The organism is Streptomyces sp. NPDC027962, from assembly GCF_055566095.1.
Map to the genome: position 1 here is coordinate 20,079 of NZ_JBVHTA010000029.1, position 18,575 is coordinate 38,653.

At 72.0% G+C, this 18,575-nt stretch carries 19 protein-coding genes and 2 pseudogenes; 9 read left to right on the forward strand and 12 right to left on the reverse strand.

Annotation, left to right across the window (positions count from 1 at the left end; genetic code table 11):
• Positions 1-59 precede the first annotated feature (59 nt).
• Positions 60-560, reverse strand: coding sequence for a rhodanese-like domain-containing protein (locus ACZ4SA_RS24680; protein WP_468278272.1), 501 nt, complete (start codon positions 558-560; stop codon positions 60-62).
• 94 nt (positions 561-654) lie between these two features.
• On the opposite strand from ACZ4SA_RS24680, the gene ACZ4SA_RS24685 reads away from it, so the two are divergent.
• On the forward strand, positions 655-1,101 hold the full coding sequence (locus ACZ4SA_RS24685) for an Lrp/AsnC family transcriptional regulator (RefSeq protein WP_468278274.1): 447 nt from the start codon (positions 655-657) through the stop codon (positions 1,099-1,101).
• Here the strand turns inward: ACZ4SA_RS24685 and ACZ4SA_RS24690 are convergent.
• From ACZ4SA_RS24690 to ACZ4SA_RS24700, 3 genes are read right to left on the reverse strand one after another with little or no spacing between them, the layout of a single operon-like run.
• Positions 1,091-4,267, reverse strand: a complete 3,177-nt coding sequence (locus tag ACZ4SA_RS24690; protein ID WP_468278277.1) for an AAA family ATPase — start codon at positions 4,265-4,267, stop codon at positions 1,091-1,093. The genes ACZ4SA_RS24685 and ACZ4SA_RS24690 overlap by 11 nt on opposite strands.
• Positions 4,264-5,430 carry an exonuclease SbcCD subunit D gene (locus ACZ4SA_RS24695; RefSeq protein WP_468278279.1) on the reverse strand — a complete coding sequence of 389 codons (1,167 nt, stop codon included), beginning with the start codon at positions 5,428-5,430 and terminating at the stop codon, positions 4,264-4,266. The genes ACZ4SA_RS24690 and ACZ4SA_RS24695 overlap by 4 nt, the downstream gene beginning before the upstream one ends.
• A 42-nt stretch (positions 5,431-5,472) precedes the next feature.
• Complete coding sequence (locus ACZ4SA_RS24700) at positions 5,473-6,099, reverse strand: YigZ family protein (RefSeq protein ID WP_468278282.1); 627 nt, start codon at positions 6,097-6,099, stop codon at positions 5,473-5,475.
• A 76-nt stretch (positions 6,100-6,175) separates the two neighbouring features.
• On the opposite strand from ACZ4SA_RS24700, the gene ACZ4SA_RS24705 reads away from it, so the two are divergent.
• The gene (locus ACZ4SA_RS24705; RefSeq protein ID WP_468278284.1) at positions 6,176-6,583 is read left to right on the forward strand and encodes a CoA-binding protein; all 408 of its coding nucleotides are present in this window, start codon (positions 6,176-6,178) and stop codon (positions 6,581-6,583) included.
• Between the two features lie 55 nt (positions 6,584-6,638).
• Here the strand turns inward: ACZ4SA_RS24705 and ACZ4SA_RS24710 are convergent, their stop codons facing one another.
• Together ACZ4SA_RS24710 and ACZ4SA_RS24715 are read right to left on the reverse strand one after the other, a co-directional pair.
• Positions 6,639-7,193 (reverse strand): YbaK/EbsC family protein, encoded by a 555-nt coding sequence (locus ACZ4SA_RS24710; protein WP_468278286.1) that lies wholly within the window; start codon positions 7,191-7,193, stop codon positions 6,639-6,641.
• Between the two features lie 43 nt (positions 7,194-7,236).
• Entirely contained in the window at positions 7,237-7,809 is a 573-nt protein-coding gene (locus ACZ4SA_RS24715; RefSeq protein WP_468278288.1) for a helix-turn-helix domain-containing protein, read from the reverse strand.
• A 92-nt stretch (positions 7,810-7,901) separates the two neighbouring features.
• Between ACZ4SA_RS24715 and ACZ4SA_RS24720 the strand changes: the two genes are divergently transcribed.
• Complete coding sequence (locus tag ACZ4SA_RS24720) at positions 7,902-8,768, forward strand: EamA family transporter (RefSeq protein ID WP_468278291.1); 867 nt, start codon at positions 7,902-7,904, stop codon at positions 8,766-8,768.
• On the opposite strand, the gene ACZ4SA_RS24725 is transcribed toward ACZ4SA_RS24720, so the two are convergent.
• Positions 8,769-9,584 carry an acyltransferase gene (locus ACZ4SA_RS24725; protein WP_468278294.1) on the reverse strand — a complete coding sequence of 272 codons (816 nt, stop codon included), beginning with the start codon at positions 9,582-9,584 and terminating at the stop codon, positions 8,769-8,771.
• Between the two features lie 275 nt (positions 9,585-9,859).
• On the opposite strand from ACZ4SA_RS24725, the gene ACZ4SA_RS24730 reads away from it, so the two are divergent.
• A complete protein-coding gene (locus tag ACZ4SA_RS24730) occupies positions 9,860-10,390 on the forward strand; it encodes a gamma carbonic anhydrase family protein (RefSeq protein ID WP_468278297.1) in 531 nt (176 codons plus the stop codon).
• 65 nt (positions 10,391-10,455) lie between these two features.
• Here ACZ4SA_RS24730 and ACZ4SA_RS24735 read toward each other — a convergent pair whose 3' ends face one another.
• Complete coding sequence (locus tag ACZ4SA_RS24735) at positions 10,456-11,118, reverse strand: DedA family protein (RefSeq protein ID WP_468278300.1); 663 nt, start codon at positions 11,116-11,118, stop codon at positions 10,456-10,458.
• A gap of 160 nt (positions 11,119-11,278) precedes the next feature.
• A complete protein-coding gene (locus ACZ4SA_RS24740) occupies positions 11,279-11,731 on the reverse strand; it encodes a DUF4442 domain-containing protein (protein ID WP_468278303.1) in 453 nt (150 codons plus the stop codon).
• Between the two features lie 94 nt (positions 11,732-11,825).
• Here ACZ4SA_RS24740 and ACZ4SA_RS24745 point away from each other — a divergent pair, with 94 nt between their 5' ends.
• Positions 11,826-12,857, forward strand: a complete 1,032-nt coding sequence (locus tag ACZ4SA_RS24745) for a DUF8017 domain-containing protein (protein WP_468278305.1) — start codon at positions 11,826-11,828, stop codon at positions 12,855-12,857.
• Between the two features lie 222 nt (positions 12,858-13,079).
• On the opposite strand, the gene ACZ4SA_RS24750 is transcribed toward ACZ4SA_RS24745, so the two are convergent.
• Positions 13,080-13,925 carry a spermidine synthase gene (locus ACZ4SA_RS24750; protein WP_468278308.1) on the reverse strand — a complete coding sequence of 282 codons (846 nt, stop codon included), beginning with the start codon at positions 13,923-13,925 and terminating at the stop codon, positions 13,080-13,082.
• A gap of 58 nt (positions 13,926-13,983) precedes the next feature.
• Positions 13,984-15,153: an elongation factor Tu gene (gene tuf / locus ACZ4SA_RS24755; RefSeq protein WP_468278311.1), complete on the reverse strand. Its 1,170-nt coding sequence runs from the start codon at positions 15,151-15,153 to the stop codon at positions 13,984-13,986.
• A gap of 295 nt (positions 15,154-15,448) precedes the next feature.
• Between tuf and ACZ4SA_RS24760 the strand changes: the two are divergent.
• Positions 15,449-15,711, forward strand: a pseudogene (locus ACZ4SA_RS24760) (YciI family protein); the annotation flags it as partial.
• 70 nt (positions 15,712-15,781) lie between these two features.
• Positions 15,782-15,862 (forward strand): annotated as a pseudogene (locus ACZ4SA_RS24765) (RNA polymerase subunit sigma); the annotation flags it as partial.
• A 132-nt stretch (positions 15,863-15,994) separates the two neighbouring features.
• Here the strand turns inward: ACZ4SA_RS24765 and ACZ4SA_RS24770 are convergent.
• Positions 15,995-16,693, reverse strand: coding sequence for a DNA alkylation repair protein (locus ACZ4SA_RS24770; RefSeq protein WP_468278314.1), 699 nt, complete (start codon positions 16,691-16,693; stop codon positions 15,995-15,997).
• A 49-nt stretch (positions 16,694-16,742) separates the two neighbouring features.
• On the opposite strand from ACZ4SA_RS24770, the gene ACZ4SA_RS24775 reads away from it, so the two are divergent.
• Both ACZ4SA_RS24775 and ACZ4SA_RS24780 read left to right on the forward strand, forming a co-directional pair.
• Complete coding sequence (locus ACZ4SA_RS24775) at positions 16,743-17,453, forward strand: TVP38/TMEM64 family protein (protein WP_468278317.1); 711 nt, start codon at positions 16,743-16,745, stop codon at positions 17,451-17,453.
• A 212-nt stretch (positions 17,454-17,665) separates the two neighbouring features.
• Positions 17,666-18,538 carry an undecaprenyl-diphosphate phosphatase gene (locus tag ACZ4SA_RS24780; RefSeq protein WP_468278449.1) on the forward strand — a complete coding sequence of 291 codons (873 nt, stop codon included), beginning with the start codon at positions 17,666-17,668 and terminating at the stop codon, positions 18,536-18,538.
• The last annotated feature ends 37 nt before the right edge of the window (positions 18,539-18,575 follow it).

Below are 18,575 nucleotides of genomic sequence, written 5' to 3' on the forward strand. Positions count from 1 at the left end.
ACCGCGCGGAGCGCGGTACCGGGTCCGGGCCGATCCCGTGGGCGCGGCGCCGGGGTGACTCAGCAGCCGCAGTCCGCGGTGCCGACGGGGGCGGTGAGAGGGTCGGCGGCGCGGGTAACGCGGCCCTGCCACGTCTCGTACTCGAAGCCCTCCCTGGCCCAGTACTCGAAGCCCCCGAGCATCTCCTTCACCTGGAAGCCCAGTTCGGCGAGAGCGAGGGCCGCGCGGGTCGCTCCGTTGCAGCCGGGGCCCCAGCAGTAGGTGACCACCGGCACCGACGGGTCGAGGAGTTGTGCGGCCTGCTCGGGGATGAGCGCGGTCGGCAGGTGCACGGCGCCCGGAATGTGGCCCTGGTCCCAGGACCCGGTGGAGCGGGAGTCCAGGACGACGAATCCGGGGTCGCCCCCGGCCGCGAGCGCGCCGGCGATGTCGGAGACGTCGGCGTGGAAGGCCAGGGCGGCTCCGAAGTAGGCGGCAGCCGCGGCCGGGGTGGCGGGCGGCACCCGCAGGACGGCGTTGGCGGCGGGGGTCACGGTGGCACTGCTCTGCGTCGTGGTCATGCTCAAAAATCTATGAGCGGTGATCATTTCCGAGAAGTGGAAATCCCCGGCACTTGTCTTGATCGGCCGGGGATTCCCCTGTTGTCTGTCGGGCATGACCGGATATTCACCGGACGCCACGGACTGGCGCATTCTCGAAGTCCTCCAGACGCACGGGCGGGCCGGCTTCACCGAGCTGGCCCGGGCCGTGTCCATGTCGGCGAGCGCCGTGACCGAGCGGGTGCGGCGGCTGGAGGAGGCGGGTGTCATCAAGGGCTACTCGGCCGTGATCGACGAGGAGCGGCTCGGGCTGCCGATCCTCGCGTTCGTACGGCTGCGCTATCCGAACGGCAACTACAAGCCGTTCCACGACCTGTTGGACGCGACGCCCGAGATACTCGAGGCGCACCACGTCACGGGCGACGACTGCTTCGTGCTGAAGGTCGCGACCCGCTCGATGAGCCACCTCGAAGAGGTCTCGGGGAGGATCGGCGCTCTGGGGTCCGTGACGACGAGCGTCGTGTACTCCTCTCCCCTGCCGCGCCGCCCCGTCAGTCGCTGAGCGCCGCCCCCGCCCGCAGTCTCACCGCGGAGCCGGCCCGGTCCTTGACGACCTCCAGCTGGGCGGGGATACGGCGGCGCAGATCGCCGACGTGGCTGACGATGCCGACGCTGCGGTCCCGTTCGCGCAGCGAGTCGAGGACGTCGAGCACCTCGTCCAGCGTCTGGTCGTCGAGGCTGCCGAAGCCCTCGTCGATGAAGAGGGTGTCGAGCCGCATGCCGCCTGCCTCGTCGGTCACCACGTCGGCGAGTCCGAGTGCGAGGGCGAGCGAGGCGAAGAACGTCTCGCCGCCGGACAGGGTCGCCGTGTCGCGTTCCCTGCCGGTCCAGGCGTCGACCACGTGCAGTCCGAGGCCTGCGCGTTTCCCCCCGGTGCGGGCGTCGGAGTGGACGAGGGTGTACCGGCCGGAGGACATGCGCTGCAGCCGTACGGTGGCGGCGGCCGCGACCTGCTCGAGACGGGCCGCGAGGACGTACGACTCGAGCCGCATCTTGCGTTCGTTGTCGGCGGAGGTGCCCGCGGTGAGACCGGCGAGCCCGGCCACCTGGTCGTACTCCTCACGCAACGGGCCCAGGCGGAGCGTCTCCTGCTCGCCCTGCCGGGACAGCCGGTCGACTTCGGCGCACCGGACGCGTGCCGCGGCCAGCGCGGAGGCGGCGTCGCGCAGTGCCCGCTCGGTGGCCTCGTGGACGGCGTGTGCCGACTCGGGGTCTGCGGCCGGCCGTTCGGCCGCGGCGCGGGTGCCGTCCTCCGCGAGCCTGTCGGCGACGGCTGCCGCTTCCGCCTGCCAGGCGTCGATACGGTGCTGGATCTCGCGCAGTTCGGACTCGGTGACGAGAGCCGCGGCTGCCGCCGACGGCGTCTCGAAGCCCGCACGGAACGCCGCGTCGGCGAGCCGGTCGTCGGCCTCCGCCAGCCGCAGGGACGTGCTGTCGGCGGCACGTACGGCGTCCGCCGCGGCCGCGAACCGGCCGGCCCGGCTCTCCAGCAGGGCCGCGCGCTCCGCGACGCTGTCCGAACCACCCCGCGCCCTGGCCAACTCGGCTTGTAGTGCGACCAGTTCCTGGTCGAGCGCCTCCCGCCGGGAGGTGCGGGCCGCGGTGCGCCGCTCCGCCTCCTGCCGGGCCGCGACCCGCTCCTCGTACTCCCGCTCGGCGCGGGCGAGGGCTTCCTGGGCGCTGTGCATGCCGGCCGCTAGGCCGCGTGCGCCGGTGTACTCGCGCTCCAGCTCCTCGACGGCGGACCGCAGCGCGGCCACTGTGGGCTCCTCCCCGAGCCTCGGGGCGGGTACGGCGCCGGGACCCGGCTCCGGAAGGGCGGCAGCCCCGTCGGTGGCGAGGGCGCGGTGCGCGGTGCGACGAGCGGTGCCGTCGACGCCGTCGGCGACCACCGGCTGGTCGGCCGTGGCGCTGTGCATACCGGCCGCGAGGCCGCGTGCCCTCGATGCCGCTGACCCGCGGGCCTCGTCGAGAACGGCCAGGGCGCGCTCCGCCTCCGCCTTCGCCTGCTCCGCCGCGGCGTGGTCCTGGTAGGCGGCATCCTCCGCGGCACGGTCGACGTGCCCGGCGCCCGCGCGTGCCGGAGCCGGGTGCTCGGCCGATCCGCAGACCGCACAGGCCTCGCCCGGCACCAGCGCCGCCGCCAACTCCGCGGCGATGCCCTGCAGTCGGCGCTCCTTGAGGTCGAGCCAGGCGGCCTTGGTCTCGTTCGCCCGGTCGTGCAGCGTGCGCAGTCGCCGCTCAGCTACCTCGGCACGCTCGGTGAGCTCATCGCGTTCGCGGGCGGCGCGCAGCCGGTCACGGGCCGGGTCGAGCCGGCCCGCGAGGTGCTCGGCGCGGGTGGCTGCCTCCTGCGCGGCCGTGATCCGTTCCTGGTGGACGCGGCGGACGCCGTCCCATTCGGCCAGCCAGCCCGCCGTCTCGGCGAGGATGTCGTCGTCCGCACGGGCCTGCCGGTCCAGATCGGCCAGCTCGCGTGTGATGTCCGCGGCGCGCTTCTCCTCCCGGCGGGCGGCCTCCAGCCCGCCGACCTCCTGGCGCAGCGCCCGCTCCGCACCGGTGAGGCGCTCCGCCCCGGCGTCCGTGAGCTCGGCGGGGAGCCCGGCCCGGGTCCGCTCGCGCTCCGCCGCCGCAACGCGGTGTTCGCGCTCGGCGGCGTCGCGTACGCGCAGCGCCGGTTCCACGAGCGCGGCCTTGCGTGCTCGTTCGAGCCGGGTGCGCAGTGCCTCCTGCTCGTCCCTGCGCGCTTCCAGGGCTGCCGAGCGCGCCCGCGCGTCCGCGTGCCGGCGCTGGAGCCGGTCCAGTTCGCGCTCGGCGTCGAGTGCCAGCCGGGCCGCGGCCTGCCGGCTCTCCGCCGCGGCGAGGCCGGTCTCGGCGATGGCGAGGCTTTCACGGGCGCCGGCGCGGGCCACTGCCGCCCACTGCAGGACGGCCGCCGCGAGCCCGGGGTCGCCGGGCTGCTGCCGGGGCGCCGGCCATCCGTCCGCCGCCTGGCCGGCGGCCTGCTCGATGCGGTGGGCGATCGCGAGGAGCTGTTCGTCGCCGGCCCTCACCTGCTGCTCGACGGCGCGCCGCAGTTCGGCGAGACGGTCCTCGACGGCGGCGAAGCGGCGGGTGTCGAAGAGCCGTCCCAGCAGCCTGCCGCGGGCCTCCGCGTCGGCGCGCAGGAAGCGAGCGAAGTCGCCCTGCGGGAGCAGCACGACCTGGCAGAACTGCTCGCGGCTCATCCCGAGCAGCTGTGTGATCTCCTCACCGATCTCCTGGTGGGACTTGCTGAGCGCCTGCCATTCGCCGCCCGCAGGGTCGTACTCGCGCAGGATGCTCTGCGCGCGTTCGGTGACGAAGCCGGTGCCGCGTGCCTTGGGGCGGGGCTGCGCGGGACGGCGCGTGACCTCCAGCCGCCGCCCGCCGACGGTCAGTTCGAGGCGGACCTCGGTCGGTGTGCCGACCTGGGCGTGGTCGCTGCGCAGCGACGCGCCCGGACTCTGGCGGGCGCCGGGCACCGCCCCGTACAGCGCGAAGCACACGGCATCGAGGACGGACGTCTTGCCCGCTCCCGTCGGGCCGTGGAGCAGGAAGATCCCGGAGCTGGCCAGCGCGTCGAAGTCGACTTCCTGGGTGGCGCCGAACGGGCCGAAGGCGGTGACGGCCAGGGTGTGCAGCCTCACCCGGTCACCTCGCGCACTCCTGCGTCGATCCGCACGGCCTCGAAGGCGGCGCGCAGAACGGTGCGCTCGCCGTCGTCGGGGCCGTTGCCGCCGCGCACATGGGCCACGAAGTCCTCCGCGATCTCCTGGTCGCTGCGCCCGTGCAGGCGCTGGGCGTAGGACGCCGTGCCGTCCTGCGCCGTCCGCTCCGGCTCGAAGACGAGGTGCAGGGTGTGCGGGAAGCGCTCGGCGAGCCGCGCCATCGGGTCGGCGGGCCGCACGGCGTCGGTGAGGGTCGCCTCCACGAACGACTCCTCGAGGCGCTCCAGGGCGGGGTCGTCGAGGAGTTCCTCGAGCGGTCCCCGCAGCCGGGCGAGGGGGCGCGGCTGCGGGCAGTCGATGCGCTCCGCGCTCACGCCGCCGGCCGCGTCGAGGTCGACGAGCCACATCGTTTTGCGGTGGTCGGCCTCCGAGAAGGAGTACGCGAGGGGCGAGCCCGAGTACCGAACGCGCTCGGTGATGGTCTGGCAGCCGTGCAAATGCCCGAGCGCGACGTAGTCCACGCCCTGGAAGACCCCGGAGGGGACGGCCGCGACGCCGCCGACGGTGATGTCCCGTTCGCTGTCGCTCTCCTCGCCGCCCATGACGAAGGCGTGCGCGAGGACGACGGACCGGGTGCCGGCCTCGCGGGTCACGAGGTCGTCCCGCACCCGCTCCATCGCGGCGGCGAGCACGGTCTCGTGCGCGGTCTTCTCGGTCCTGAACTCGTTTCTGACCAGGGCTGGTTCGAGGTACGGCAGGCCGTAACAGGCGACCGGACCGTGCTCGTCGGCGAGCAGCACGGGGGTGCCGCAGTCTGCGGGGTCGGTACACAGGTGGACCCCTGCCCGCCGGATGAGACCCGCGCCGACGCCCAGCCGGCGCGCCGAGTCGTGGTTGCCGGAGATCATCACCGTCGGCACACCGGCGTCGGCGAGCCGGTGCAGGGCATCGTCGAACAGGGCAACGGCGGCAAGCGGCGGCACGGCCCGGTCGTATACGTCACCCGCGACCAGGACCGCGTCCACGTCCCGCTCGCGCACCGTCGCCACCAGGTGGTCGAGGAACGCGGCTTGGGCATCGAGCATGCTCACCCGGTGGAACGACCGTCCCAGGTGCCAGTCCGACGTGTGCAGGAGTCTCATGATCGGTGAGCGTATCGGTGGGGTCGGACAATGCGGGCGGCTTCACGCATCTCCGTACGCCTCGCCCCCGAGTTCCAGGCCGGCCGTGCCGGCGGTGGCGTCCGCCAGCCATGCCCGGAAGGCGTCGACGTCCGCTTCGGGCAGCCCGATCCCGATGGTCACCTCGTCCGCGTACGTGACCTCGCGCACGTGCCGGCCGGTGGCGCGCAGATCGTTCTCCAGCTTGCCCGCCCGCTGGTGGCCGACGGTGACGGTGGCCAGCCGGTACCGTTTGCGGACGACCGTGCCGAGTGCGTCGAGCGCTTCGCCGACCACCGATCCGTACGCTCTGATCAGACCGCCCGCGCCGAGCTTGACGCCTCCGTAGTACCGGGTGACGACGGCCACGACGTACCGGACCTCGCGGCGCAGCAGCATCTGCAGCATGGGCACCCCCGCGGTGCCGCCCGGCTCGCCGTCGTCGCTCGCCTTCTGCACGGCGGCGTCGGCGCCGATGACGTACGCGAAGCAGTTGTGCGTGGCGGTCGGGTGCTCCTTGCGGATCCGGGCGACGAAGGCCTGCGCCTCCTGCTCGGTCGCGGCGGGGGCAAGTGCGCAGATGAAGCGCGATCGGTTGTTCTCGGTCTCGTGGACACCTTCGCGGGCGACCGTCCGGTACTGCTCCTGCATCCCGCCACCCTATGCGCCGTGCGGAGGGCGGTACTCCACCGGGGAATGCCGCGCGGCACCCGCCCGTTCTCCCGGCATGTACGCAGACGAAGAGACGATCCGCAGAATCCTCACCTCCACGGGCGACACCTGGGCTGTGGTGGGCCTGTCCAGCAACGAGGCGCGGGCGGCGCACGGTGTCGCCGCCGTGCTGCAGCGCCACGGCAAGCGCATCGTCCCGGTGCATCCGAAGGCGGAGACGGTGCACGGAGAGAAGGGGTACGCCTCGCTGTCCGAGATCCCTTTCCAGGTCGACGTCGTCGACACTTTCGTCAATTCGGCGCTGGCGGGAGCTGTCGCGGACGAGGCCGTCGCCATCGGCGCGAAGGCGGTCTGGTTCCAGCTGGGCGTGATCGACGAGGCGGCGTACGAGCGCACCCGGGCGGCGGGGCTGGACATGGTCATGGACCGGTGCCCCGCGATCGAGATCCCCCTGCTGGGCTGAGCCTTCGGGGAGGCGCCGGCGTCAGATGCCGAGGCCTGGGAGATGTCGAGCCCCGTCAGATGCCGAGACCCTCGATGACCACCGCGCCGGGCAGGGCGGCGAAGGCCTTGCCCGGCACGATCAGCTTGCCGCGGCGGCGTCCGCTGCCGACGAGGACCCACTCGGTGTCGACGACCGCGGAGTCCACCAGCAGCGGCCAGCCGGCGGGCAGGCCGATGGGCGTGATACCGCCGTACTCCATGCCGCTCGCTCCGGTCGCGGCGTCCATCGAGGCGAACGAGGCCTTGCGTGCGCCCAGTTGCCTGCGCACGGCGCCGTTGACGTCGACGCGCGTGTGGGAGAGGACGAGGCATGCGGCGAGGGTCGATTCGCCGCCGCGCTTGCCGGCCACGACCACGCAGTTCGCGGACTGCTCGAGCAGTTCGCGCCCGTAGTGCTCGACGAACACGGCGGTGTCGGCGATGTCCGGATCGGTGTCGACGTAGACGAGCTGCTCCGGCGGGATGTCGCCGTGCCATGCGCGGACGGCCGCCGCGACCGGCGCGACGAGGAGGTCGAGGCAGTCGGGGGCGGCGGCGGCATGGCCGAAGTTGCCGATGGGTGCGCGCATGCCGGCACGCTAACAGCCGTGGCCCTGTGGCGTGTCGGGCGTCTCAGCGTACGGGCGGGACGGAGACGGCCATGATCAGTTCGACGGTGTCCTTCCCTTCGTTGCGGTAGGCGTGCGGCACGTTCGCCTCGAAGGTGGCCGAGGTACCGGCGGGCACGGCACGGGCCTGACCGTCGACGACGAGGGTGAGCTCACCGGCCGTGACGTGCAGCAGTTCGGTCGTGCCGTCCGGGTGCGGGTCGGAGGCGCTCTCGTCGCCGGGCATCAGCCGCCATGACCACAGCTCGAGGGGTCCGCCGCGCTCGTTGCCGACGAGGAGCGTGGTGGAGCTGCCGGTGGGGGTGGACCACATACGGACGGCCTGCTCCGGCGGGACCAGGCGGACCTGCGGGCCCTGCTCGTAGTCGAGGAGTGTGGTGATGCTGACGCCGAGGGCGTCGGCCAGTTTCACCGTGGTTCCCACGCTCGGGTTGGTGCGCGCCTGTTCGATCTGGATGATCATGCCGCGGCTGACCCCGGAGCGGGCGGCAAGTGCGTCCAGGGTGAAACCCCGCTCGCCCCGCCGGCGCTTGAGGTTCCGGGCGAGCGACTGGGTGAGCTGGTCGAGGTCCGACACATTCCGTCCAATATCCTAGATGACATAGGTCAATAGATTGCACTACCGTGTGGTGCACCGCATCGTTCACCACACTGTACTGCGAGGCCCGCATGACCGCACTCTTCGCCCTGGCCACCAGCCTGCTCTGGGGACTGGCCGACTTCGGTGGCGGGCTGCTCACGCGGCGCACTCCCGCGCTCACCGTGGTCGTCGTCTCCCAGTCCGTCGCCGTGGTGGTTCTCGGCGCGATCGTGGTCGCCACGGGCGGCTTCTCCGAGGCCGGACCGCAGCTCTGGTACGCGGTGGCAGCCGGCGTGGTGGGCCCGGTGGCGATGCTGTGCTTCTACAAGGCGCTCGCGCTCGGCCCGATGGGCGTGGTCTCGCCGCTCGGGTCGCTGGGCGTGGCCGTCCCGGTCTGTGTCGGCCTTGTCCTCGGTGAGCGCCCCGGTCTGCTGCAGTTCGCGGGCATCGCGGTGGCCGTCGGCGGCATCGTCCTGGCGGGCGGCCCGGAGCTGCGCGGTGCGCCGGTGCAGCGCCAGGCCGTCCTGATGACACTCGTCGCGGCCTTCGGGTTCGGAGCCGTACTGGCGCTGATCGCCGAAGCGTCGACCACGCTGACCGGACTGTTCCTCGCCCTGTTCGTCCAGCGCGTCACCAACGTCGTCGTCGGCGGAGCCGCCCTGTACGCGTCGGTGAGGCGCGGCGGCCGGGCCCTGCCCGAGGAAGGCGGCCTGCGGCTCGTGCTGCGTTCGCTGCCCGCACTCGCCTTCGTCGGCCTCGCCGACGTCGCGGCCAACGGCACGTACTCGATCGCCGCGCAGAACGGGCCGGTCACCGTCGCCGCGGTGCTCGCGAACCTCTACCCCGTGGTGACGGTGTTCGCCGCACTGCTGATCCTCAAGGAGCGACTGCGCACGGTCCAGGCTGCGGGGGCCGGGCTGGCGCTGGTGGGCACGGCGCTCCTCGCGAGCGGCTGATCAGCGCTCTTCCAGCTCCGCAACGGAGTCCAGCCGGTCCGTCGGGTGCACCCGGTCCCTCGGGTCCGCCGGCTCGGACAGCTCGCCCTCGAGCTCCGCGAGCGCGAGCAACTGCTCCGGCGTGACGCCCTGAGGGATCGGCACCGGCGCGGGCGTGCGCAGCGGCGGCTGCCAGCCCTCCGCCTCGCCCCATCGGCGGACGACGCGGGCCGGCGCGCCGGCCACCACCGCATGGTCGGGGACCTCGCCCCGTACGACCGCTCCCGCGGCGACCACCACATTGCGGCCCAGCCGGGCTCCGGGCAGGATCACCGCGCCCGTACCGAGCCAGCAGCCCGGGCCGATCTCGACGGGCTCCATCCGCGGCCACTGCTTGCCGACGGGTTCGTGCGGGTCGTCGTAACTGTGGTTGGTCGAGGTGATGTAGACGTACGGGCCGCAGTACGTGTCCGAGCCGATGGCCACGCGCGTGTCGGCGATCACATGGCTGCCCCGTCCGAGGACCACGCCGTCGCCGAGGGACAGGATCGGGTCGGGTCCGAGGTCGAGGCCGGGCATCATTCCGGCGGTGAGGGTCACCTGCTCGGCGATGATGCAGTGCGATCCGATTTCGATCCACGGCTCGCCGAAGACGGTGCCCTGCGGGAAGGCCAGCCGCGTGCCGGTTCCGAGCCGCCGGAAACGCAGCCTGCCGGGGTGTTCGGCCGTCACGGCACCCGCTTCCTGCACCCAGCGCCAGCCGCGGTGCACGGCGCACGCGAGGACGCGGCGCCCCCAGGCGGCAGGCGATGAGAACGTGTTTCTGTTCTTCGGCACCCGCTCACGGTAGTCGGCCCTGCCGCCCCGGTGAGCCTGACGTGCTGTGATGTTCCCCCCAAGCGGGCCCGGGTGCCGACGGCTCCCGGTGACTTTCGTTTCGGAAGCATCGCAACGATCAACGCCGGGACGGCTGTTGAGCTGCCGACGGCGGCAACGGCCGGCATCGGAGCCGCACCGGCGCACAGTGGCGTGCCCCCTGCCGCGTGCCGCAGGATCCGGTCGCTTACGGTGCAGGTAGGCGCGACGGACCGGTGACTTTCCAGGGAGACGGCATGACGGAGCGGGCTTTGGTTGCGGGCGTGGGCGGCAAGGAGCCGACGGTCCACCCGGAGGCGTTCACCGCGCCGACGTCGGTGGTGATGGGCGACGTCACCCTCGCCTCCGGGGCGAGCGTCTGGTACCAGACGGTGCTGCGCGCCGACTGCGGGCCGATCGTGATCGGCGTGGAGAGCAACATCCAGGACAACTGCACGGTCCATGTCGACCCCGGCTTCCCGGTCAGCGTCGGCGACCGCGTCTCTGTCGGCCACAACACGATCCTGCACGGCTGCACCGTCGAGGACGACGTGCTCGTGGGCATGGGCGCCACTGTCCTCAACGGTGCGCACATCGGCGCCGGCTCGCTGATCGCGGCGCAGGCGCTGGTACCGCAGGGGATGCGTGTGCCGCCGGGCTCGCTGGTCGCCGGGGTGCCGGCGAAGGTGCGGCGTGAACTCACACAGGAGGAGCAAGAGGGCATCAAGCTCAACGCGGCGGTTTACCTGGACCTCGCCGCGCAGCACCGCGAGGCGCACAAGGCCTGAGCCCGGCGCCGCGCGACGAGCGCGGTCCCCACCGGGCCGCGCGCACGCACCGCCGGGCGGGGTCGTCAGTCCGTGGCGGAGACGGGAACGGGCCCCGCCTTCGGCGCAGCCTTCGGGGCCGCCGCCGCTGCCTTCTTGGCGCGGCTCTTGAGCACCAGCATCGATGTGACGCCGATCAGCACCGCGAGCACGAGCCCCAGCCAGGAGAACCGCTTCAGCCACGCCTCGGCGACGATGCCGAGCGAGTAGACGACGGCCGTCGTGCCGCCCGCCCACAGGATCCCGCCGAAGACGTTGGCGATGAGGAACTTCCAGTACGGCATGCGCAGAACACCGGCGAGCGGTCCGGCGAAGATCCTCAGCAGGGCGACGAAGCGGCCGAAGAACACGGCCCACATGCCCCACTTCTCGAACGAGCGCTCCGCCATCGCGATCTGCGCCTCGCCGAAATGCCTGGGGAAGCGCGCGCCGAGCCAGGCCAGCAGTGGCCTGCCGCCCTTGCGGCCGATGGCGTAGCCGATCGAGTCGCCGATGATCGCGCCGGCCGTGGCACAGCCGCCCAGGATGTACGGATTGATGTCGCCGTGCTGCGATGCGAGCAGCGCCGAGCTGACGAGAACGATCTCTCCGGGCAGCGGGATACCGAGGCTCTCGAGCCCGATGACAACCCCCACCAGGAGGTAGATGCTGACCGCCGGGACGGTCTCGAGCCACTCCTGGACGTGCAACGCCGGTTCCTTCCGATCTCACTTGGGCCGTCGCCCGGCGTGCGGCCCCTGTCGGCGCACGCCGGGCAGCCTACCTGGTCGCCCGGGTGCCTTGCGGTGCGCGAAGGGCCGCCCCGTCACCTCGCGGGTGTCGGGGCGGCCCGGCGGGTCGTATCCGGTCTCAGCTGTTGGGGCGCAGCGTCCAGATGATCGTCATGTCGCCGGTCACGGCGCCGTCCGCGCGCTGGATGTCGACGGTCACCGGGAACTCGGGGCGCTCCCCCGCGTCCAGTTCCTTCACGACGTCGGCAATGGGACGGCCGAGCGTCGCAGTCGCGGTGAGGACACCCTTGGCGAGCTTCTTGTAGCTGGTCTCGGCCTTCACGGGCAGCGGCACCGCGCGGCCGAGCTGGTCACCGAACGCGGCGAGCACGACGGCGCCGCTCGCGGACTCGGCGAGGGTGAACATCGCGCCGGCGTGCGGGCCCCCGACGTGGTTGTGGTACTCAGGGTCGTCGGGCAGCCGGAGGACCGCTCGCTCGGCCGTGGTCTCGAGGTACTCCAGCTTGAGGGTCCGGACCATGGGCACGGTGGCGGCGAGCAACTCGCCGACGGACATCTGATCGTCGCTCATGGCGCGATGTTACCCATGAGTAGAACTCTTTGACCATCCCCTGACAGGGGCCGGACGTAGAGGTGCCGGACCCACCCCTCTATCGTTACTCGCCATGTGGCCAGGACAGCAGCCGCCCGGGGGCGAGCAGAACCCGCAGGACCAGAACCCGTACCAGCAGCCGGGTTACCAGCAGCCGAATCCGTACCAGCAGCCCGGGCACCAGCAACCGGGGTATCAGCAGCCCAATCCGTACCAGCAGCCGACTGCACCGCAGTACGCCGTTCCCGGCCAGATGCCGGGAGCCCCGCAGCCGTCCGGCGACGACAAGAAGAAGACGATGATCGTGGCCATCGTCGCCGCCACGGCCGTCGTGGCGACCGCGGTCGTCACCGGCGTCGTCGTACTGAAGGACGACGCCAAGACATCCGACAAGGGCGCCGACGTCTCCGCGTCGGAGTCGGCCGAGCCCGAGAAGTCCAAGGACACCGAGGACCCGGCACCCGCGCCGACCGAGAACCCGCGCGGCGGTGACGGCGCCAAGCCCACCATCGCCGGCTGGAAGGTCGTCACCAACCCCAAGCACGGCACACAGTTCGACGTGCCACCGGAGTGGGAGGTCGCGGGCTCCGGAGTCGCCACCGGCTTCGAGGACGAGAAGGCGGGCGACGGATCACCCGTCGTCGTCATGTCCGCCCCGGCCCACTACAAGAGCAAGTGGTGCCTCTTCGACTCCGACAAGAACGGCACCGAGGAGGACTACGGCCTGGCCAGCACCGGCACCAAGGGCGGCAAGGGCGCCAAGAGCACCGCCGAGGCGGCGTACAACGAGGCCGGCAACTGGGTCTGGGCCGCCTACGCCCAGACCGAGCCCAAGGGCACGGTGAAGATCACCAAGGCAGAGGACTACACGACGAAGTCGGGCCTCAAGGGCAGCGTCTCCACCGCCACGGCCAAGGGCGTCAAGAAGGAGAACAAGTGCGAGACCGACGGCAAGTCGATCGCGTTCAGCTTCAAGAACCCCAAGGGTGACTTCGCCAGCTGGGTGCTGTACTCCAACACCGGCGTGCCCGACGAGGTGCCCGACGGGACGATCCAGAAGATCCTCAGCACGGTACGGCTGGCCGGCGGCACGTCGACCGGCTGACCGGGGGCTCCGCCCCGGACCCCCGCACCTCCATCTCCCCCTACGGCCTGGCGGCCGTGGGAGGCGCCCCGAGCGCGGCTGACTTTGTCAGCCGTCCGGCGATTGAGGACACCGCTCGAAGCGCGGTACGGGGTCCGGGGCCTGCCCCGGTTTCGGGAAGTGGGGGTCCCCCACCTACCGCCGGGCCGTAGGGGAGGCAAGAGCCCCGGGCAGCGGCCCCCGTCACCCCACCGTGAACGCGCCCCCCGGCGGCTCCGGCGAGCCCACCGCCGACGTGTCGTCGACCGGTTCCGCGTCTCCCAGCAGCCGCGCCAGCCCACCCCCGTGCTCCACCCGCGCCGGAAACGTGTCCGACGCCGTCCGGCGCGCCAGCGACGCCGTGTCGATCGGGGACTGCGACGCCAGCAGAACCGCGTTGCCGAAGCGGCGGCCGCGCAGCACCGCCGGCTCCGCGATCAGTGCCAGTTCGGCGAACACATCGGCGAACGTGGCCAGTTGGGATCGGAGGAAGGCGAACGGCGCGCCGTCGGCGAGGTTCGCGGCATAGATGCCGCCGGGCCGGAGCACCCGCTCGGCGGCCCGCGCGTACGCGACCGTGGTGAGGTGCGCCGGGACCCGGGAGCCCCCGAAGACGTCCGCGATCAGCACGTCGACCGAGTTCGCGGGCGCGCCCTCCACCCAGGCCCGCGCGTCCGCTCCGCGCACAGTGACACCGGAGTGCGCCGGCATCGGCAGATGCTCCGCGACCAGGGCGAGCAGCCCGGCGTCGTACTCGACCACGTCCTGCCGGGAGCCCGGCCGGGTGGCGGCGACGTAGCGGGGCAGGGTGAGTGCGCCGCCCCCGAGGTGCAGCAGCGACAGCGGCTCGCCCTCGGCGGCGGCGCAGTCGACGACGTGGGCGAGCCTGCGTACGTACTCGAACTCGAGGTGCGTGGGGTCGTCGAGGTCGACATACGACTGGGGCGCGCCGTCGACGGTCAGCAGCCAGGCCCGGTCCCGGTCCACATCCGGCATGAGCTTGGCGGTGCCGCCGTCGACGGTGCGCAGGACGGGAATGGGCTCGTTCACCGATCCATTGTCCCGCCCCGCGCACTGCCCTGCGCCCCGCCCCCGAGCGCCGCCTCCCTCACAGCACGGTCGTCACCGTCCCCGCCCCCACCGTGCGGCCGCCCTCCCGGATGGCAAAACCGAGCCCCGGCTCCAGCGGTACGTCCCGCCCGAGATCGACGGTCACCGTGACCGTGTCGCCCGGCCGTGCCACACCCGCCTCGCCGAGGTCGATGTCGCCGACGACGTCCGCGGTGCGGATGTAGAACTGCGGCCGGTAACCGGTGGAGACCGGAGTGGTCCGGCCGCCTTCGCGGGCGGACAGGACGTAGACCTGCGCGGTGAAGCGCCGGCTGGGGACGACACTGCCCGGCGCCGCGACGACATGTCCGCGCCGCACCTGGTCGCGGTGCAGTCCGCGCAACAGCAGCGCGACGTTGTCCCCGGCCTCAGCGGACTCCATCGGCTTGCCGAAGGTCTCCAGACCGGTCACGACTGTCTCGGTGTCCGCACCGAGCACCTCGACACGGTCGCCGACGCGTACGGTGCCCCGCTCGACGGCGCCGGTGACGACGGTGCCGCGCCCGGTGATGGTGAGGACGTTCTCGACCGGGAGCAGGAACGGCGCGTCCGTGTACCTGACGGGCATCGGCACATAGGTGTCGACGGCGTCGAGCAGCGCTTCCACGGCAGCCGTCCAGCGCGGGTCGCCCTCCAGCGCACGCAGCCCGGACACCCGCACCACAGGCGCCGCGTCGCCGCCGTACCCGTGCGCGGTGAGCAGCTCGCGGATCTCGAGCTCGACGAGGTCGGTCAGCTCGTCGTCGCCGGCGTCCGCCTTGTTGACGGCGACGACGATGTGGTCGACGCCCACTTGGCGGGCGAGCAGTACGTGCTCCGCGGTCTGTGGCATGACGCCGTCGAGCGCGGAGACGACGAGGATCGCCCCGTCGAGCTGGGCGGCGCCGGTGACCATGTTCTTCACGTAGTCCGCGTGGCCCGGCATGTCGACGTGCGCGTAGTGGCGTGTGCCGGTCTCGTACTCGACGTGCGCGATGTTGATGGTGATGCCGCGCTTGGCCTCCTCGGGCGCCCGGTCGATGCGGTCGAACGGGACGAAGGTGCCGGTCCCCCGGTCGCTGAGGACCTTGGTGATGGCAGCGGTCAGCGTGGTCTTGCCGTGGTCGACGTGGCCCATGGTGCCGATGTTCAGGTGCGGCTTGGTCCGCACGTATGCCGTCTTGGGCATGGCGAGCTGGTTCCTTCCCGGAACTCGAAGTGTTGGGGGACCCCTGGGCCTGGCCGACCCTCCCCATGTGGGGTCCGCCGGAATGTCCGGGAAGGGTCAGCTTCGGGCGCCGTCGAAGGGCGCCGCTGCAGCACCGGCGAATGCCGCTGCGGCTGCAGCCGCGAGGAATGCGGCAGCCTTCGGCGCGTCCGCGACTGCGGACGGCGCTGCGAGGAAGGCGTACCGGAACATGCGTCGATGATCGCCCACGCCATGAACCGGGTCGAATGGTTTTCCGGCTCTCCGCAGGCTTCGGGAAAGGACGGGCGAGTTCGTCGACGGTCAGGCGCTCGCCCCGGAGGGGACGTTCGTCCGCTACGACGGAGAGGGGCGCCCGCCGGTCACCGACGGACCGTTCGCCGGGACCAAGGACCTCATCGCCGGCTGGATGGTGATCGACGTCGACAGCTACGAGCGCGCCGTCGAGCTGTCGGCCGCCCCGGGGCGGGCGGCAAGCCGATCCACGAGTGGCTCGAACTGCGCCCGTTCCTGGGCGTGCAGCGCACCATCACGGAGTGACCTCCGAAGCAGCCGGGCCGAGCGCACCGTCCCCGGCGTGCGGCTCGACCGGCCCGGCGACGTCGCCACCGTGCTGCGCGTCCTGTACCTGGTCTTCAACGAGGGCTGCTCCTGCGACGTCGACCTCCCCGCCGAGGCCGTCCGGCTCACCCGCCGGCTCGCGGCCGCGATCGACCACCCGGAGGTCGTGGGGCTGCTCGCCCTCATGCAGCAGGCAGGTCGGGATCGGCCGCACGACGCCCTGCCGACGGCGAAGAGCCGGCTTTCCGGCCGCCGGCGCCCGTCAGAGGTGCTTGGTCGCCTCGCGGACGGACAGCGGCGACAAGCAGTCGCGCGCTCCCGCGACGAAGTCCCGCACCGCGTCCGGGTCGGTCTTCGCGTACTCCCGCAGCGCCCAGCCGATCGCCTTGCGAATGAAGAAGTCGGGATGGTCGGCCCTGCGCAGGCAGTGCTGGAACAGCCGTTGGCTGTCGGTGGCCCGCCGGAAGCGCAGCTGGTGAAGGAGTGCCGTGCGGGCGACCCACAGGTTCTCGTCGTCGATCCACTCGTCCATGACGCACCGCAGAGACGGATCCGCGGCGACAAGTGGTCCGACGACATGGACGGCCAGTACGTCGACGGTGTCCCACCAGGGCACCGTGACGACGAGCCGGCGGGCCACGGGCAGGAAGCCGGAGGAACACCGGCCGGCATGGCGGCGCAGAAAGTCGGCGGCGAAGTAGTGGTATTCGCGCTCGGGCAGGGCCCAGCAGCGCAGCGCGATGGCCGTGCAGTCGGCCTCGGTCGGCCGCGGCATTCCGTCGAGGACCGTACGGGACAGTGCACGGCGCTCGGGAGTGGTGATGCCGAGGAAGGGAGCGACGCCCTTCATGTACGCGGCGGCCTGCGCCGCTCTGCCGGCGTCCGCCGCTTCCGGGTACACGCGCGTGAGCCGCTCCATGATGGTGTCGGCGAGTTCGCTGCGCGGTACGGCATGCGTCATACGGCACAGATTACGGCGATCACATGCGGCTGTCGGTTAGTCTCCCCGGATGCTCGACCCCGTCCCCAGGCCGGCATCCGGTCTCGCCATCCGTTGCACCAGGGCCCTGTTCTCGCCCTGGTCGCGGTTGTCCCTGCTCGCGGCGCTGCTGGCGTCCGCGGCGGTGACGGTCGTGCTGTACGAGCCGCAGAGGCTGCTCTCGGCAGGCTGGCCACCGCAGTTGAGCGGTGCGGCGGCCGTGGTGCTGTTCGGTGTCGGATACGGGGTGTGCACCGCCGCGTTCGTGCCGCGGCCGATTCTGAATCTGGCGGCGGGCGCGCTGTTCGGCTCTCAGGCAGGGCTCGTGGGGGCGATCGCGGGCACGGTGCTGGGGGCCGGAATCGCCTTCACACTGGGCCGGTTGCTCGGCCAGGAGGCGCTGCGGCCGCTCCTGCGGGGCCGCTGGCTGAAGGCGGCCGACGGACAGCTCAGCCGGCACGGTTTCCGTTCGATGCTGGCGATCCGGCTGTTCCCGGGTGTGCCGTTCGCCGCGGGCAACTACTGCGCGGCCGTGTCCCGTATGGGCTATCTGCCGTTCCTCCTGGCGACGGGTCTGGGATCGATTCCCAACACCGCGGCGTACGTGGTGGCCGGCAGCCGGGCCGGATCGCCGACGTCGCCTGCGTTCCTGATCGCGATGGGCTTCATCGTGGTGACGGGGGCGGCGGCGGCCGCGGTCGCCTGGACCAAGCGCCACCGGCTCCGCGGCGCCGATCGCTGACCTGCCGCGGACCGCTCCTCGGGCCGGTGCGGCGGGCCTCCCGCGGGGACCGTCGCAGAGCCTCCCGCAGGGCCTCCTGCGAGCCCGTCATTTTGGGACGCTACGCTGCCACCCGGCGCCGGCCCGATGACGTACGTGAGTCGTGTCTCACGGGTCATGTGCTTCGCGCGCGTCTGACAGACCGTGATCAGCTCTTGGGTGGCGTAGTTTTCATGTCTTGGTTCGAATCATTCATCCTCGGGCTGGTCCAGGGGCTGACGGAGTTCCTTCCCATCTCCTCCAGCGCGCATCTGCGGCTCACCGCCGCGTTCGCCGGCTGGCACGATCCCGGGGCCGCGTTCACCGCGATCACCCAGATCGGCACGGAGACGGCCGTGCTCATCTACTTCCGCAAGGACATCGCGAGGATCCTCTCGGCCTGGTTCCGCTCGCTCACCAACAAGGCGATGCGCAGCGACCACGACGCCCAGATGGGCTGGCTGGTGATCGTCGGCTCGATCCCGATCGGTGTGCTGGGCCTCACGCTCAAGGACCAGATCGAGGGCCCCTTCCGCGATCTGCGGCTCATCGCCACGACCCTGATCGTCATGGGCGTGGTCCTCGGCATCGCGGACCGGCTCGCCGCCCGTGACGAGGCGGGCGGCCGGCACCGGGTGGTCAAGGAGCGCAAGTCGCTCAAGGACCTGAGCGTGCGGGACGGTCTGATCTACGGCGTATGCCAGGCGATGGCCCTGATCCCCGGCGTCTCCCGCTCGGGTGCGACGATCAGCGGCGGCCTGCTGATGGGCTACACCCGTGAGGCGGCGGCCCGCTACTCGTTCCTGCTGGCGATCCCGGCCGTGCTGGCATCCGGGCTCTTCGAGCTCAAGGACGCGGGCGAGGGACATGTGGCATGGGGTCCGACCGTCTTCGCGACGATCGTCGCCTTCGGCGTGGGGTACGCGGTGATCGCTTGGTTCATGAAATTCATCACTACGAAGAGCTTCATGCCGTTCGTGATCTACCGGATCCTGCTCGGAATCCTGCTGTTCGTGCTGGTGGGAGCCGGTGTGCTCAGCCCGCACGCGGGCGAATCCGGCGGCTGAAACCGGGCCACACAGGTAGCGCTATCTAGCATTTCCT